The sequence below is a fragment of the Cellvibrio sp. UBA7661 genome (assembly GCA_002483365.1).
Taxonomy (GTDB): domain Bacteria; phylum Pseudomonadota; class Gammaproteobacteria; order Pseudomonadales; family Cellvibrionaceae; genus Cellvibrio.
Genome location: DLHT01000017.1, coordinates 390,917 through 405,782 on the forward strand (window position 1 = coordinate 390,917; position 14,866 = coordinate 405,782).

A 14,866-nucleotide genomic window follows, 5' to 3' on the forward strand; every position below is an offset into this window, starting at 1 on the left:
CCTCGCATTACCTTCCTCGAGAGTAAAGCTCTTTTAATTTGTACAGCTGCTCAAGCGCTTCACGCGGCGATAAATTATCCGGATTGATTTTATGCAATGCCGCCAACGCCGGATTAGGCAAGCTATCAAACAAACCCGATTGCGCCGGTGATTCAACGGCGGGCGCATGTGCCGGATTATTCAGCAGGGCATTTACCGTGGCATGTGCCACGATATCTACCGATTCCGTTGCGCTAGCCGAAATTGTGTTTGATTTAATGGAATGCGGATGCTCACCATTTTCCAGCAAATGCAATTGCTGCTGTGCTTCCGCCAACACCTGCGCAGGAATGCCAGCCAATTTTGCAACTTGCAGCCCATAACTTTTGCTCGCGGGACCTTCTTGCACTTTATGCAAAAACACAATGTTGTCTTTGTGTTCGGTTGCATTCAAATGCACGTTCGCAATTCCGGAAACTGTTTCAGGTAATGAAGTAATTTCAAAATAGTGTGTGGCGAATAAGGTAAACGCACGCACTTTTTCAGCGAGATGTTTGGCGCAAGCCCAGGCGAGCGACAAACCATCAAAGGTACTGGTGCCGCGCCCGATTTCATCCATCAACACCAAGCTGCGCTCAGTCGCGTTGTGCAAAATGTTCGCGGTTTCAGTCATCTCCACCATAAAAGTCGAACGGCCACCGGCCAAATCATCGGCTGAACCAATGCGGGTAAAAATCCGGTCAACAATACCAATCGTTGCTTGTTGCGCCGGAACAAAACTGCCAATGTGAGCAAGCAGTGTGATTAATGCCGCTTGCCGCATATAAGTGGATTTACCGCCCATATTCGGGCCGGTGATGATGAGCATATGGCGCTGCGGATTAAATTCCAGATCGTTCGGCACAAAGGGTGCGCTGGTCACTTGTTCAACCACCGGATGGCGGCCACCAACAATATGAATGCCCGCACGCAAGGATAATTCCGGCTTGCAAAAACCCAGTGCATCCGCACGCTCTGCCAACGTGGCAAGCACATCCAATTCAGCAACGGCCGCTGCAGAATCCTGCAATGGAATTAATTGCACATTCAAAATATCAATCAGTTCTTCGTAGAGTGCTTTTTCACGCGCAAGTGCGCGGCTTTGTGCAGAGAGCGCTTTATCTTCAAATTCTTTTAATTCCGGTGTGATGTAGCGCTCGGCATTTTTTAATGTCTGGCGACGGATATAATCCGCCGGTGCTTTTTCCGACTGTGCCGAGGTCAATTCAATAAAATAACCGTGCACGCGGTTGTAACCAACTTTTAAGGTTGGAATGCCGGTGCGCTCGCGCTCGCGTGTTTCCAAATCCAACAAATATTGCCCAGCGTTAGTGCTAATGTTGCGCAGCTCATCCAATTCAGCATCGTAACCTTCCGCAATTACACCACCATCGCGGATCACCACCGGCGGGTTTTCAATAATTGCGCGCGATAACAATTCCACCAAATCGGGAAAGGTGGAAATTTGCTGCGCGAGATTTTTTAATTGCGGCGATTTTTTTTGCGCAAGTTCATTTTGCAATTCCGGATAAGTACCAATCGACATCAGCAAACGCGATAAATCGCGCGGGCGCGCGGAGCGCAATGCCAAGCGACCAAGAATGCGTTCCATATCGCCTACACGTTTTAAAATGCCGTTGAAAATTTCAAACGCATAATTGTGCTGCAATTCAGCAATCGCATCTTGCCTGCCAGTTAATAAATCCAAATCGCGCAACGGGCGGTTCAACCAGCGGCGCAACAAGCGGCTGCCCATACTGGTCGCGGCGCGATTCAACACCGAAAATAAAGTGTGCTCATCGCCGCCGGTCAGGTTGATATCCAGTTCCAGATTACGGCGTGTTGCTGCATCCATAATCACCGCTTCATCGCGGTTTTCATGCGCAAGGCTGCGCACATGAGGCAGGGCGGTGCGCTGGGTTTCGCGTGCGTAACTTAATAAACAACCGGCAGCACAAATTGCCGCCTTTAAATGGTCGCAACCAAAACCGGCTAAATCTTTCGTTGCGAATTGTTGAATCAACAAACGCTCGGCGGTTTCCAAATCAAATTCCCAAGGGCCACGGCGGCGCAAACCTTTGCGATTCTCGACTAATGCCTGTGTGGTGATGTGATCGCTAATTAATAATTCCGCAGGGCTTAATCGCTGTAATTCGCCCAGCGCCGCCTCCAAGCCTTCCACTTCCAGCACCAGAAAGCGGCCGCTCGCCATATCCAGCGATGCAATCCCAAATGTCTCACCCGCCTGATGCAATGCCACCAACAAATTATCACGGCGTGAATCCAGCAGCGCCTCATCGCTCACCGTACCCGGCGTGACAATGCGCACCACCTTGCGCTCAACCGGCCCTTTGCTTGTTGCAGGGTCACCAATCTGTTCGCACACCGCGACCGAAACGCCTTCTTTCACTAATTTGGCGAGGTAGCCGTCGGCCGAATGAAAGGGGATTCCCGCCATCGGAATCGGCTCGCCATTCGACTTGCCGCGTGCAGTCAAGGTGATGTCCAGAATCTCCGAGGCGCGCTTGGCATCATCAAAAAACAGCTCGTAAAAATCCCCCATGCGATAAAACACCATCTCGTCTTTATGCTGGGCTTTAATGCGCAGGTACTGCTGCATCATCGGTGTGTGCTGGTCTGTTGGTTCAATCGTATTCATTGCGATGGATTTCTTGTAATCAATTGATTTTTAAATGTTTTTTTGATTCCGCAAAGGCCGGTGGCGCGAGCCTTTCTATGGCCTGCAGTGCGATGGCGGGCATTATCCCATAGTCTGGCTGGTAGCGGAGTACCTTAAGTACCGGCACTTATGTAGTCAGAGATTTATCAGCCAGAAGCCTATTGGTTGTGGGCTCATGTTTTTTGGGTGTGTGTGGATTGATGCATGTCAATAACTTTCATTATGGAAAGAGTATTCTGATGAAATCCTCATCATCAAGACTCTGCGTTGGAGTCGCTGAATAAATCAAGGTTGTCTCATGCAATACTTCCAAGCGCCACTTGAATGGAATTCGGATCTCATCAGGCAATACGATTTAACCGGGCCGCGCTATACCTCATATCCTACCGCCCCACAATTTTGCGAAAGCTTTTCCAGTACCAGTTTTACAGCAGCAGTGGATCGGAGTAATGCAAGTGGTAGGCCGCTTTCTCTTTATTTTCATATTCCCTTCTGCGACACCCTTTGTTTTTATTGTGGCTGCAATAAAGTTGTTACTAACAATAAGGGGCGTGCGCAACCCTATCTGGAGCAGATGGTGCGCGAGATGGCCATGCAGGCAGACATGTTTGATACCTCACGGCCAGTGACCCAATTGCATTGGGGTGGAGGCACTCCTACATTTATCAGCGATGATGAAATGTCCTGGCTAATGGCCGCAACACGCAACTACTTTAATTTGCGCGATGATGATAGCGGGGAATATTCGATAGAGATTCATCCAGGGCGAGTATCTGCAAACACTATGGCGCACTTGCGTAAGCTTGGATTTAATCGGGTCAGTATGGGTGTGCAAGATTTTGACCCCAAAGTTCAAAAAGCAGTTAATCGCTATAACAGTGTTGATGAGGTTGGTGCGTTAGTAAAGGCGCTACGCCAACAAGCGTACCACTCGATTAGCATGGATTTGATTTATGGATTGCCCATGCAATCAATGAGTAGTGTCAGTGAAACATTAAATAGGGTGATTGAACTGTCGCCAGATCGTTTATCACTTTTTAATTACGCGCACATGCCACATCTATTCAAAAGTCAGGCGTTGATCCATGAAAAAGATCTACCTTCGGCACAGCAAAAATTGGATCTTTTGCATATGGCGATAGAGCGTTTGCAAAACGCCGGGTATATCTATATTGGAATGGATCATTTTGCCAAGCCTGATGATAGCTTGGTGAAAGCGCAGCAAGAGGGAAATTTACAGCGTAATTTTCAAGGATACTCTACACATGGTGAGTGTGATTTGCTGTCGTTTGGTGTTTCGGCGATTAGCGCATTTGGGGGTATTTATTTACAAAATGCGAAAAAAGTTGAGGATTATCAAATAATCGTTGCATCTGGTTTAATCCCTTTTGTTAAAGGCATTAAATTAAGTGACGAGGATTTGCTGAGGCAATTTGTGATTAATCAGTTAATTTGCCATTTTAAATTGGGTTTTTCAGAAGTTGACCGGCTGTTTGGTATCAATACCCGCAATCACTTTTCACAGGAGCTGGCGCAATTAAAACCTATGGTTGATGATGGCTTATTGGTAGTTAATGAAGAGGGAATCGAGGTGCTTAATGCGGGGCGTTTATTGATTCGCCGGATTTGCATGGTGTTTGATGAATATCTCAATAACTCTTCAACTATTCGTTACTCAAAAGTAATTTAAAAAATATTTAAAAATTTTAGAAAATAATAGTCATCTAATAAGTTTACGTAAGCAGATAAAAACCCCGCCCGAAATCCACGTAAAAATTGCAACCCGTTAACAAGACAATAAAAAGGGCAGTGCTGATGCAACTGCCTATAAAAATAGGTGCGATGAAAATAAACCTGTGATTTCAATTATGGATTGTAAAATTCGCCCTGTTTACGCAAATAAAACCACCAATTGAGCAGTACACATACTACGTAGAACACTGCAAAACCTAACATGGCATATTCTGGTGTTGCGGCTTTAATCTGTTCACCAAATACTTGTGGAATATAAAACGCTCCATAACCTGCGACCGCTGAGCTCCAGCCCAGTGCCGGGCCAGCTTGTTCTTTGGGGAAAATATTCGCAATGGAACAAAAGGTAGAACCGTTACCCATTCCACTGGCGGCAAATAATCCTAAAAACACCAGAAAGAAGGGAACAAAATATTGTTCCGGGTTTGCAGATTGATACGCAAGCCGCATGTAGTAAGCAGCTACTATGGAAAGGATAACCATTGTGATAGCACACATTTGGGTTACTAACGCACCGCCAAATTTGTCTGATACCCAGCCCCCTACTGGGCGAATCAGCGCACCAATAAATGGCGCTATCCATGCATAAGTGAGCGCGCTGGGGCCGTTGGGGTTAACAGTGTTATGCGTCATCACACCGTCTACTTCCAGATGACTAAAACCAAAAATGACCTGAATAGATAAAGGGAACGCGGCCGAGAAACCGATAAATGAACCAAAGGTCATGACATACAAAATGCTCATTACCCACGTGTGTTTGTTATTAAAAATTTTATACTGGCGATCAAGGCTGGTGCGAATTGTACCGGGCAGTACTTTCAGTAACATCACTGTAGTAAACAGCACCAGCACTAACACAAGTTCTTTAGGGATGCCAAAGCCGGAGCCGTTGACACCGGCAGGCATTATTAACCAAAGTCCGACAGCTGAAGTGATAAAGCCAATGCAGAGCATTGCAATGATTATCGAAAATGAACGCAATGCGCCGCCCTTTAAATTAGGCGTAACTTCGACGGTATTAATATTGTTCATACCAAACCAAATCGCAAACGAAAGCGGGATTAACAATAACAACCATATAAATCCGGCATTTTGAATCCAGGTTTCACTACCTGCGGGTATGGAGCCGATTAACGTGCCGCTCGCAGATTGTAAAATCATCGGCTCACCACCCCAGCTTCCAAAAGCGGCAAAGGTCATAAATAAAGGAACTAATATTTGCATGGTGGTAACACCAAAATTACCAAGACCAGCATTTAGCCCCAATGCTAAACCCTGTTGTTTGCGTGGATAAAAAAAACTGATATTAGACATGGATGCTGCAAAATTACCGCCACCAATACCTGATAGCAGAGCCATCAATTGAAAAATCCAAAAAGGCGTGTGTTGATCTTGTAATGCTATGCCCGTACCAATGGCCGGCAACATCAGTAAGCTGGTGGTTAAAAAAATGGTGTAGCGGCCACCGCATAAGCGAATAAAAAAGCTGGATGGAATACGCAGTGTTGCACCGGTTAATCCGGCAATCGCGGTCAGGCTGAAGAGATCTGCGGCTTGATAAGGGAAACCCAAATTCAACATTTGTACAGTGATAATGCTCCACTGCATCCACACCGCAAAACCACAGAGCAAACTGGGAATAGAAATCCATAAATTGCGATTGGCAATACGTTTACCTTGTGCGTCCCAAAATGTTTGCTGCTCCGGTTCCCATTGTTGTAGGTCTGCCATGTGTCACCCTCTAAAAAGTGGTATCAGTTCAGGCTTTACTATGGCGTTGTTCGGGCAAGTACACTATTCGTCCTCAGTATTAAATTGAGAGGGGATTAGGAGTTATGGTATCTACCCCATTAGAGTAGGCATTATTAAACCTGCTACCCATAAATAGGCATTTACTGCCTTTTGGGGCACACAAACAGGTAAACTGGAAATTAATCAGTAATCCATAAGAGGAGGTCGGTGTGACTGAAAATGCCGCAACTATTATGTTGGTGGATGACCATCCACTTTTGCGCAAAGGTTTGCGTCAATTACTAACAATGTCAGGTGACATGGAGGTTGTTGCTGAAGCGGGCAATGGTAAAGATGCTATTGCGATGGCAGTTGAATTAGATCCTGATTTAATTTTATTGGATTTAAATATGCAAGGTATGGATGGCCTTGAAACACTGCGCCGTTTGCGCGATGAAGGTGTTACTTCGCGCATTGTGATGTTAACGGTATCCGATGCCGACGAAGACGTGCTCAGTGCAATTTCTGCAGGAGCCGATGGTTATTTGTTAAAAGATATGGAGCCCGAAGAAATGTTGGTGCAGGTAGATCGCGCCTTATCGGGAAAAATGGTGTTAAGTGAAGCGGTGACACAAGCGCTGGCGACAGCGATTCGAAATCCCGCCAGTAAAGCGGCAGTGGGGAGCGATAGTCTGACCCAACGGGAATTGGAAATACTTAAATTAATTGCCAAGGGTTTAAGCAATAAATTAATCGCGCGCGAGTTGGATATTTCAGATGGCACAGTCAAGGTTCATGTTAAACATCTGCTTAAAAAACTCAATTTGCGTTCGCGTGTTGAGGCAGCAGTATGGATGATTAACCAACAACATTAATGATGTGGAGACCATCCTATGGATTGCTGCTCACAGCCGGGTTTATTGCCACTTGAAGATGCCTTGGTGCGTATGCGCCAACAATTATTGCCCGTGCAGGGCACTGAGAGCGTTCCATTAGCACAGGCACTGGATCGCGTTTTGGCGAGTGGGATATTGGCAAGTATCAATGTACCGGCGAGTGACAATTCTGCGATGGATGGTTACGCGCTGCGTAGTATTGATGTGCAATCCGGTTTAAATACATTTGAAGTGATTGGTGAATCGCTAGCGGGGCATCCGTTTAACGTTACGGGTGACATTCAACATTTGTCTGTGGGCCAAGCGGTGCGAATCATGACTGGTGCGATGATTCCCGCGGGTGCTGATGCAGTAGTGATGCAAGAAAATATCCAGCGTATTGGTAATCACATTCATATAAAAAAAACGGTTGTGTGCAACGACAATATTCGTCGTGCCGGTGAAGACATACGGCAGGGCAGTGAGGTGCTTGTAAAAGGCCATCGCATCAATGCATTGGATATAGGCCTACTGGCCTCTCTTGGTATTACGCAGGTTAATGTCGTGCGCAAATTGCGTGTGGCGATTTTATCCACTGGCGATGAATTATTAATGCCGGGTGTGACACACAGCGTTGGCAAAATTTACGATAGTAACCGCCCGCTCTTATTGGCACTTTTGCAGCGGTTGGCGGTAGATATAAAAGACATCGGCATAGTTGCGGATGAACCTGTTTTATTGCGTGATGCATTTACCACAGCGGCAGACTGGGCTGATGTTGTTATCTCAACCGGTGGTGTATCGGTAGGTGATGCGGATTACACCAGAACAGTGCTGGCTGAAATTGGAAAAATTGATTTTTGGAAAATAGCAATCAAACCAGGAAAGCCCTTTGCATTTGGCAAACTCGGCAAGGGTTGGTTTTTTGGTTTGCCGGGTAATCCGGTTGCCACAGCCGTGACTTATCATCAGTTGGTTGTCCCTGCACTTCGTTATCTATCGGGTGAAGTAGAAACTACAGCAATTCATATCACTGCTATTGCAGGGCAACGCTTTAAAAAGCATCCGGGACGCATGGATTTTCAGCGAGGCATTTTGCGCAATGTGCAAGGTGTTAATCAGGTGGGGAGTGCGGGATCACAAAGTTCCGGCGTGCTCAGTGGCATGGCGAATGCCAATTGCTATGTGTGCCTGGAAGAGGCGCGAACTTCTGTTGATCAAGGTGAAGTGGTTAATGTTATTCCTTTTGATCGATTCATCAGTTAAGGCGACTATTAAAAACTACGCTTCCATCATTTTAATTGGTCGCCATAAATCCATGCATACTGTCTAGTGAATGCCCATGTTTTCTAAAATCACGATGCGTGGTTCGGGCGTTGAATTACCGGGTTTACTTTTATCGTTTTCATCCTTGGGTTTAAATAAAAGATCTAATCTGAGGCTACCGGCGACAATATCCAAATAACCGTCGCCGGTTACATCGGCTAATTCAAACGTAGCAATGCTGGCGGGTTTGGCGGTCAGATCATGCTGCACAAAGTTTTGCTTTCCATCATTCTCAAACCACACCATGCTTTGCCGTTTTGGATCATTCCAATCATTCATAAAGCTGCTGGCAACGACATCCAAATCCCCATCTTTATCCATATCTCCGGCTAGCGCCAGGGCTGCTCCATAAAAGCGGCCGATATCGTGAAACCTAAATTGATCGTTATTCAGGTTTTCTAACCATTGAACACCATGGTATGGCTTTAAATCTTGTTGGGTGTCATACGCATCGCCGTTGGTAAACAACACATCAAGATCGCCATCTTGATCCAGATCGACCAAGCGCATACTGGTGGAGCCAAACATGGGGTGAGGCCCACGTGCGATTACCTTGTGAGTAAATTGTTTGTTGCCCTGGTTAATAAACACCATAAACAATTCATGTTCCTGGGAAATAAGGCTAATAAAATCCATATGCCCATCATTGTTCATATCCCAGGGAGTTATGTTGAGCGCGCCGGTAACGTCTAACAGGGAGTGTTTTACATAATTGTTTTTGCCCTGATTTTCCATCCAGAATATTTCACCGCTATCGCCTCCACCAAAGGCAGCTACAGCAATATCCAAATCATTGTCACCATCTATATCAATGGCTCTGGTCTCTGCAATTCGACCTATGCCATCCATAAGCTTTTCTTTGGAGAAAGTGTTTCCATTCTGGTTGCGCAATAAAAAAATATTTCCGACTTTTTTATCGGTATAGGGCAGAACGCCAATATCACCAATAACAACATCTTTATCAGCGTCGCCATCGTAATCCATTACGTCGGCATAAACTGACGCACCGATATCTGCAATTTTTTTCTCACGCCAGGTTTTGTTATCTTTTGAAAGGAGGAATACTGCATTGTTGCCCATATCACTTACTATGAAATTTGTTTTTTTGTTGCCTTCAATGGTCGCCAGTTTTATGTTGGTGATAAGCGGTAACTCCTGTTTTGCTCCAACAATGTGCTGTTTGAAAGTTAATTTTTGATGTGTCTGGTTGTACGGCAACCTAGGCAAGGTTTCAGGTGAGCTACCATAATAGAATGCAGTAATATCTCGCGTTTGGTTTTCATCTATCATGGGTTTACCGAATTTTTTTAACGCAAGCTCATTCATTGTCTTGATAATTCTTGGCCAACTTGCTTTAGGCGCAACACTAGGGCTTGGCATTGAATGACATAGGCCGCAATAGTCATTCGCCATCTTGACTATTCGATCAACCTTTTCGTCTGCTAACGTGTTTTGGCTTGATACTAGTATTAATGAAAAAAGAAGATAACTGGTGGTCTTTAGAGTCATAATTTTATGGTGCTTATAATGATGTATGTATTAAAAAGGGTTCGGCGCTAGTGAAATGAATGTAATAAATTGATCGTTTTACCAGCGCTGGGCAAGTTGTTCGTCACTGTCTTTTGCCGATACCCAATAAGATTCAGGTTTGCTGTTGGGGTAGCGTTTCAATGTTTCTTTTTTCCAAAAAGGAGCGCTGGTTTTGAGTTTATCCATAATAAACTGAGCCGCTTTAAATGCGTCAGTGCGGTGTGCGCTTGATACTCCCACCAAGACAATCTGATCACCTGGCAAGAGCTTTCCAGTGCGATGTATTATTGTTACACGGAGTAATTTCCAGCGTGCGCTGGCAAGTTCACTGAGCTTTTCCAGCATGGCTGCTGTCATGGCAGGGTAGTGCTCAAGTTCAAGGTTGAGGAGTTGTTGTGGAGCTACAAAGTCACGGACTAACCCAGTAAATAATACTACAGCCCCGCACGGCGAGGTTACGGTTTTTAATAATTCGTATTCCCCGGATAAATCAAAGTCATCTTCTTGAACCAGAATGCGGCTAAGCATGAAATATCCTAGCCTCCCGTAACCGGTGGGAAAAAGGCCACTTCATCTCCCGCAGCAACGGTCGTGTCATTGTTTGCCATGGAGTGATTGACCGCGATGAGCAATTTTTTTTCTGAAAAATATTTTTCCCATTGTGGGTTATTCTGGATAATAAACGTTTTCAGTTGATCAACATTTTGCCCTGTAAAGTCATCGACAGAAAGCTCTGAGCACCCTAAACGTTCACGCAGGTCTGCAAAAAAACATACTTTGATCATATTAATTTTCCCTGCTCCAGTCTCCGCTTTTACCGCCAGATTTTTGCTCAAGATAAATACTACTGATTTCCATGTTTTTATCGACTGCTTTGCACATGTCATAAATAGTCAATGCGGCAACACTCACGGCAGTTAGTGCTTCCATCTCAACACCTGTTTGGCCGTTTGTAATACAACAAGCCCGAATGGATATTGAACCAACCGATAAATTGCAGTCAAAATCAATGCTAATTTTTGACAGTGCAAGCGGGTGACATAGCGGAATTAAATCGGCAGTTTTTTTTGCCGCCATAATCCCCGCAATGCGCGCACTAGCCAAGACATCGCCTTTTTTTAAACCGGCATTTTTAATCAGACCAATAACATTGGGCTGGGTAATGACAATGGCACTGGCTACGGCAATGCGTTTAGTAATTGTTTTGTCACTAACATCTACCATGCAGGCCGCACCGTTTTGATCAATATGGCTCAGGGCAGCTTGCTTGTGATGAATAACGGGTGTTGTTGTAGTCATTGTTTTACCCCCGGGTTGCGCAATGCGGGCGTGTAGTCTTTTTTAAATGGGGAACAAAGTTGCAGGGGCCCTGGGTAGAATCCAATTGATATTTAATGATCTCATCCCATGCGGTTTTACAGGCATTGGTAGAGCCGGGCAGACAAAAAATTAACGTGTTATTGGCAAGCCCGGCAATGGCGCGTGATTGGATAGTGGATGTGCCAATGTGACGGTAGGATATTTGCCTGAATAACTCGCCAAAGCCTTCAACGGTTTTATCAAACAGCGGCTTCATTGCTTCGGGGGTTGAATCACGCCCGGTAAAACCGGTACCACCGGTAATTAAAACAACCTGAACTGCGCTGTCGGCAATCCACTGTGAGCACTGCGCACGAATTTGGTAAATATCATCAATCACCAAGGCGCGAGCAGCGAGCTGATGTGATGCTTCCTGTAAACGTTCAGCCAATGCAGTGCCAGATGTATCTGTCTCCAGATTGCGTGTATCCGATACGGTAAGCACTGCAATTGCTAAAGGTTGTGTCTGATCTGTGGTGTGATGCCCCATAGATTTCACTCCGCTATTTCGGTGATAAAGATCCTAGCCTCCAATCATGGCAAGGTGACGGGTTGAGCCTGTGTTCTGTTGGTATAAATCATGTCCTGCGGTTTTGTGTATCAGCGCATCGTGCAAAAATTGCATGACCGGTTGAGGGTCGTCACTTTGTAACAAATGACGGAGCGATTGATGTTTTTCAGCAAATAAACATAAATACAATTCTGCTTTGCTGGAAACTCGCAGACGATTGCAGTCGGCACAAAAGTTTTTGCTATAAGGCATGATCAGACCAATAGATCCCGCATAATCCGGGTGAATAAATTCTTTTGCCGGGCCGCTGTTGACACTGCGAATTTTGTGGGTCCAACCATCTGCCATGAGTTGTGCCTGGATACTATCGCCACTGAGATGTTGGCGGCTAAAAAACGCAGCGTTATCACCGGTGCGCATAAGTTCAATAAAGCGCAGCGTAATGTTGCGTGTTTTTACAAACGCGAGAAAGTCGCTCATCTCGCTGGCATTTTGTTCGCGCAATAATACGGTGTTGATTTTGAGTTGGTTAAAGCCCAATGTTTGCGCCTGTTCCAAACCCAGTAAAATACTGCGCAATTTTCCGCTGCCGGTGATGAGTTGAAACATCTCGGGGCGCAAACTATCGATACTGACATTCAATGCATCAAGGCCGGCTTTACGCCACTCATGCACATCTTTTTCCAAGCGAAATCCATTGGTAGTGAGCGCCACTGATTCAATTCCGGGAATCGTTTTACAGCACCGGATAATCTCGCACAGGTCGCGCCGTAGGGTTGGTTCACCGCCGGTTAGACGAATTTTTCGTGTGCCGAGTAGGGCAAACGCGGTGACCAAACGGCGAATTTCAGTGAGCGTTAAATCATCGCTCATGGAATGGCATTCACTACCATCTGGCAAGCAATAACTACAGCTAAAATTACATTTTTCGGTAAGCGATAACCGTAAATAAGTAAATGCGCGCGCAAATGTATCCGTAAGCGGATGTTCAACTAACATAAAACACCTTTCCAAAGCGGGAGGCTTATCAATTTCTCAATAAACCCATTGGCTTAATACCATAGTCGGGATGACCTTAGGCTCTTAAGCTCGGCGTAATTGCATACTAGCGTGTTGTTTGTAAAAACATTATTGCCGTGAAGAGGTGGGGGTTTTACCCATAAGTAGGTAGCGTGCGTGTGTTTGTGTTAGGTCAAATAAAAAGTATGACGATGGCATTACACTGCACCCATTTAAATATTTTTGGGGTTTTATTATGTTGCCTATATCTGAACCGGCTGCGGCTAAGCGAAAACCGGAACTCTTATCGCCAGCGGGTAGCTTAAAAGCAATGCACATGGCATTTGCTTACGGAGCAGACGCCGTATATGCGGGGTTGCCGAGATACAGTTTACGTGTGCGTAATAATGAATTTACGTTGGAAAATATGGCTTTGGGCATTGGTCAGGCTCATGACCTGCATAAGCTGTTTTATGTTGTAGTGAATTTGTTGCCGCATAACAGCAAAATTAAAGATGTGGTACGCGATATGGGTGAAGTGATTGCACTCAATCCGGATGCGTTGATTGTATCTGATCCAGGAATAATCTATCTGTTGCGTGAATCTTTCCCGCATATCCCCTTACATCTATCGGTGCAGGCTAATACGATGAATTGGGTTGCAGTAAAATTTTGGCAAGCACAGGGTATCACCCGTGTGATTTTGTCGCGCGAGTTGGGGCTTGACGAAATTGCTGAAATCAAGCAGCGCTGTCCTGAGATGGAACTGGAAGTATTTGTGCACGGAGCTTTGTGTATGGCCTATTCCGGGCGATGCCTTATTTCAAATTATATGAACAAGCGTGATCCTAACCAGGGTGCTTGTACCAATGCTTGCCGGTGGAGTTACTCGGCCGCAAACAGTGCAGAAAAAATAGTGGTTTCAGATCATGCTACATCACAATCTATTTATGTTGCAGCGTCGGATAATTTACACGATCAATATTTGCTGGAAGAAGATGAGCACGGAAGTTATCTCTTTAACTCCAAAGATTTGCGTGCGGTTGCTTTAGTTGAAAAGCTGATTGCTATTGGTGTGGACTCACTTAAGATCGAGGGGCGCACAAAATCACCCTATTATGCAGGGCGCACAGCACAGGTTTACCGTAAGGCGATTGATGATGCTTGTGCAGGAAAGCCGTTTGATGAATCGCTGTTGTATGAGCTGGATGGCTTGGCTAATAGAGGATATACCGAAGGCTTTTTGCGCCGTCATCATTTACAGGCTATGCAAGAGTATGCGCGCGGCCACAGTGTAGGCGAAGAACAAATAGTCGGCGAGGTGATTGGAAAGAATCACGCAGGAGAATTAATTATTAATGTTAAAAATAAAATTCTAGCGGGCGAGCAATATAACTTGATGACACCGAAAGGTAATTTCGCGTTTACACTGTCCCGGATGAGCAACCTACACGGAGAATCTATTCAATTGGCTCCCGGCTCGGGGCATAGGGTATGTATAACGCCTCCGTTGGGTATGGATTTGAGCGATGAAAAATGGCTGACTTGTGCGGTATTGATTAAAGCGCGAGAAGGCTCAGCTGCAGCGTAAATCATGCGCGAATATTACTGGTGAAAATGCAGAGTGAATAATACAGAGTGAACAATACAGAACGAACAATACAGAGCCAACAATACAGCGCCGATAATGCAGGGCGAAACCAGATGAAAAAAACAGCGCATCAGTTCTTGCTGGAAATTGATGGCTCTTGTATTAATTGTGATATGTGTGTGCCTGAGTGCCCCAGTGATGCTATCGCAATGGGGGAGCGCCACTATGTGATAAATATTGATACCTGTATTCGCTGCGAGGGCTATTATCCATCACCTACTTGTGTGGCGGTTTGTCCAATAGATTCTGTACGGAAAAAGATATTGTAATAAAAGGGATTCTATAAGAAAAAAGATTCTATAAGTAAACAGAAGCTCTATAAGTAAACAGAAGCCCTATAAGAAAACAGAAATCCTATAGGTAAAAACTCCTATAAAGAATCAATCCCGTAAAAAAGTCCCGTAAAAAATTCCTGCAAAAAAGTCCCTGTTAAT

13 protein-coding genes and 1 riboswitch are annotated in these 14,866 nt (G+C 45.2%); of the genes, 5 read left to right on the forward strand and 8 right to left on the reverse strand.

The features are described 5' to 3' along the window. Positions 1–7: 7 nt before the first annotated feature. Positions 8–2,677: a DNA mismatch repair protein MutS gene (mutS, locus tag B2739_RS14875; protein ID WP_331346630.1), complete on the reverse strand. Its 2,670-nt coding sequence runs from the start codon at positions 2,675–2,677 to the stop codon at positions 8–10. A gap of 319 nt (positions 2,678–2,996) precedes the next feature. On the opposite strand from mutS, the gene hemN reads away from it, so the two are divergent. Further along, the gene (hemN, locus tag B2739_RS14880) at positions 2,997–4,388 is read left to right on the forward strand and encodes an oxygen-independent coproporphyrinogen III oxidase (protein WP_331346631.1); all 1,392 of its coding nucleotides are present in this window, start codon (positions 2,997–2,999) and stop codon (positions 4,386–4,388) included. Positions 4,389–4,564: 176 nt separating this feature from the next. Here hemN and B2739_RS14885 read toward each other — a convergent pair whose 3' ends face one another. Beyond that, entirely contained in the window at positions 4,565–6,181 is a 1,617-nt protein-coding gene (locus tag B2739_RS14885) for an antiporter (protein WP_331346632.1), read from the reverse strand. Positions 6,182–6,411: 230 nt separating this feature from the next. On the opposite strand from B2739_RS14885, the gene narL reads away from it, so the two are divergent. Together narL and glp are read left to right on the forward strand one after the other, a co-directional pair. Next, entirely contained in the window at positions 6,412–7,056 is a 645-nt protein-coding gene (gene narL, locus B2739_RS14890) for a two-component system response regulator NarL (protein WP_331346633.1), read from the forward strand. An 18-nt stretch (positions 7,057–7,074) separates the two neighbouring features. Continuing rightward, complete coding sequence (glp, locus tag B2739_RS14895) at positions 7,075–8,322, forward strand: gephyrin-like molybdotransferase Glp (RefSeq protein WP_331346634.1); 1,248 nt, start codon at positions 7,075–7,077, stop codon at positions 8,320–8,322. Between the two features lie 63 nt (positions 8,323–8,385). Here the strand turns inward: glp and B2739_RS14900 are convergent, their stop codons facing one another. The 6 genes from B2739_RS14900 to moaA all read right to left on the reverse strand — a co-directional run bounded on the left by B2739_RS14900 (position 8,386) and on the right by moaA (position 12,781). Beyond that, on the reverse strand, positions 8,386–9,672 hold the full coding sequence (locus B2739_RS14900) for a VCBS repeat-containing protein (RefSeq protein WP_331346635.1): 1,287 nt from the start codon (positions 9,670–9,672) through the stop codon (positions 8,386–8,388). Between the two features lie 297 nt (positions 9,673–9,969). Beyond that, on the reverse strand, positions 9,970–10,440 hold the full coding sequence (locus tag B2739_RS14905; protein ID WP_331346636.1) for a molybdenum cofactor biosynthesis protein MoaE: 471 nt from the start codon (positions 10,438–10,440) through the stop codon (positions 9,970–9,972). Positions 10,441–10,448: 8 nt separating this feature from the next. Further along, a complete protein-coding gene (locus tag B2739_RS14910; protein ID WP_331346637.1) occupies positions 10,449–10,748 on the reverse strand; it encodes a MoaD/ThiS family protein in 300 nt (99 codons plus the stop codon). Beyond that, complete coding sequence (gene moaC / locus B2739_RS14915; protein WP_331346638.1) at positions 10,699–11,211, reverse strand: cyclic pyranopterin monophosphate synthase MoaC; 513 nt, start codon at positions 11,209–11,211, stop codon at positions 10,699–10,701. Before moaC ends, B2739_RS14910 begins: the two co-directional genes overlap by 50 nt. Before the next feature lie 4 nt (positions 11,212–11,215). After that, a complete protein-coding gene (gene moaB / locus B2739_RS14920) occupies positions 11,216–11,761 on the reverse strand; it encodes a molybdenum cofactor biosynthesis protein B (protein WP_331346639.1) in 546 nt (181 codons plus the stop codon). Between the two features lie 33 nt (positions 11,762–11,794). Beyond that, on the reverse strand, positions 11,795–12,781 hold the full coding sequence (gene moaA / locus B2739_RS14925; protein ID WP_331346640.1) for a GTP 3',8-cyclase MoaA: 987 nt from the start codon (positions 12,779–12,781) through the stop codon (positions 11,795–11,797). Continuing rightward, positions 12,770–12,889: riboswitch (molybdenum cofactor riboswitch) on the reverse strand. (Overlaps the previous gene by 12 nt.) 148 nt (positions 12,890–13,037) lie before the next feature. On the opposite strand from moaA, the gene yegQ reads away from it, so the two are divergent. Beyond that, positions 13,038–14,372 (forward strand): tRNA 5-hydroxyuridine modification protein YegQ, encoded by a 1,335-nt coding sequence (gene yegQ, locus B2739_RS14930; RefSeq protein WP_331346641.1) that lies wholly within the window; start codon positions 13,038–13,040, stop codon positions 14,370–14,372. Positions 14,373–14,485: 113 nt separating this feature from the next. Beyond that, positions 14,486–14,701 (forward strand): 4Fe-4S dicluster domain-containing protein, encoded by a 216-nt coding sequence (locus tag B2739_RS17895; RefSeq protein ID WP_331346642.1) that lies wholly within the window; start codon positions 14,486–14,488, stop codon positions 14,699–14,701. The last annotated feature ends 165 nt before the right edge of the window (positions 14,702–14,866 follow it).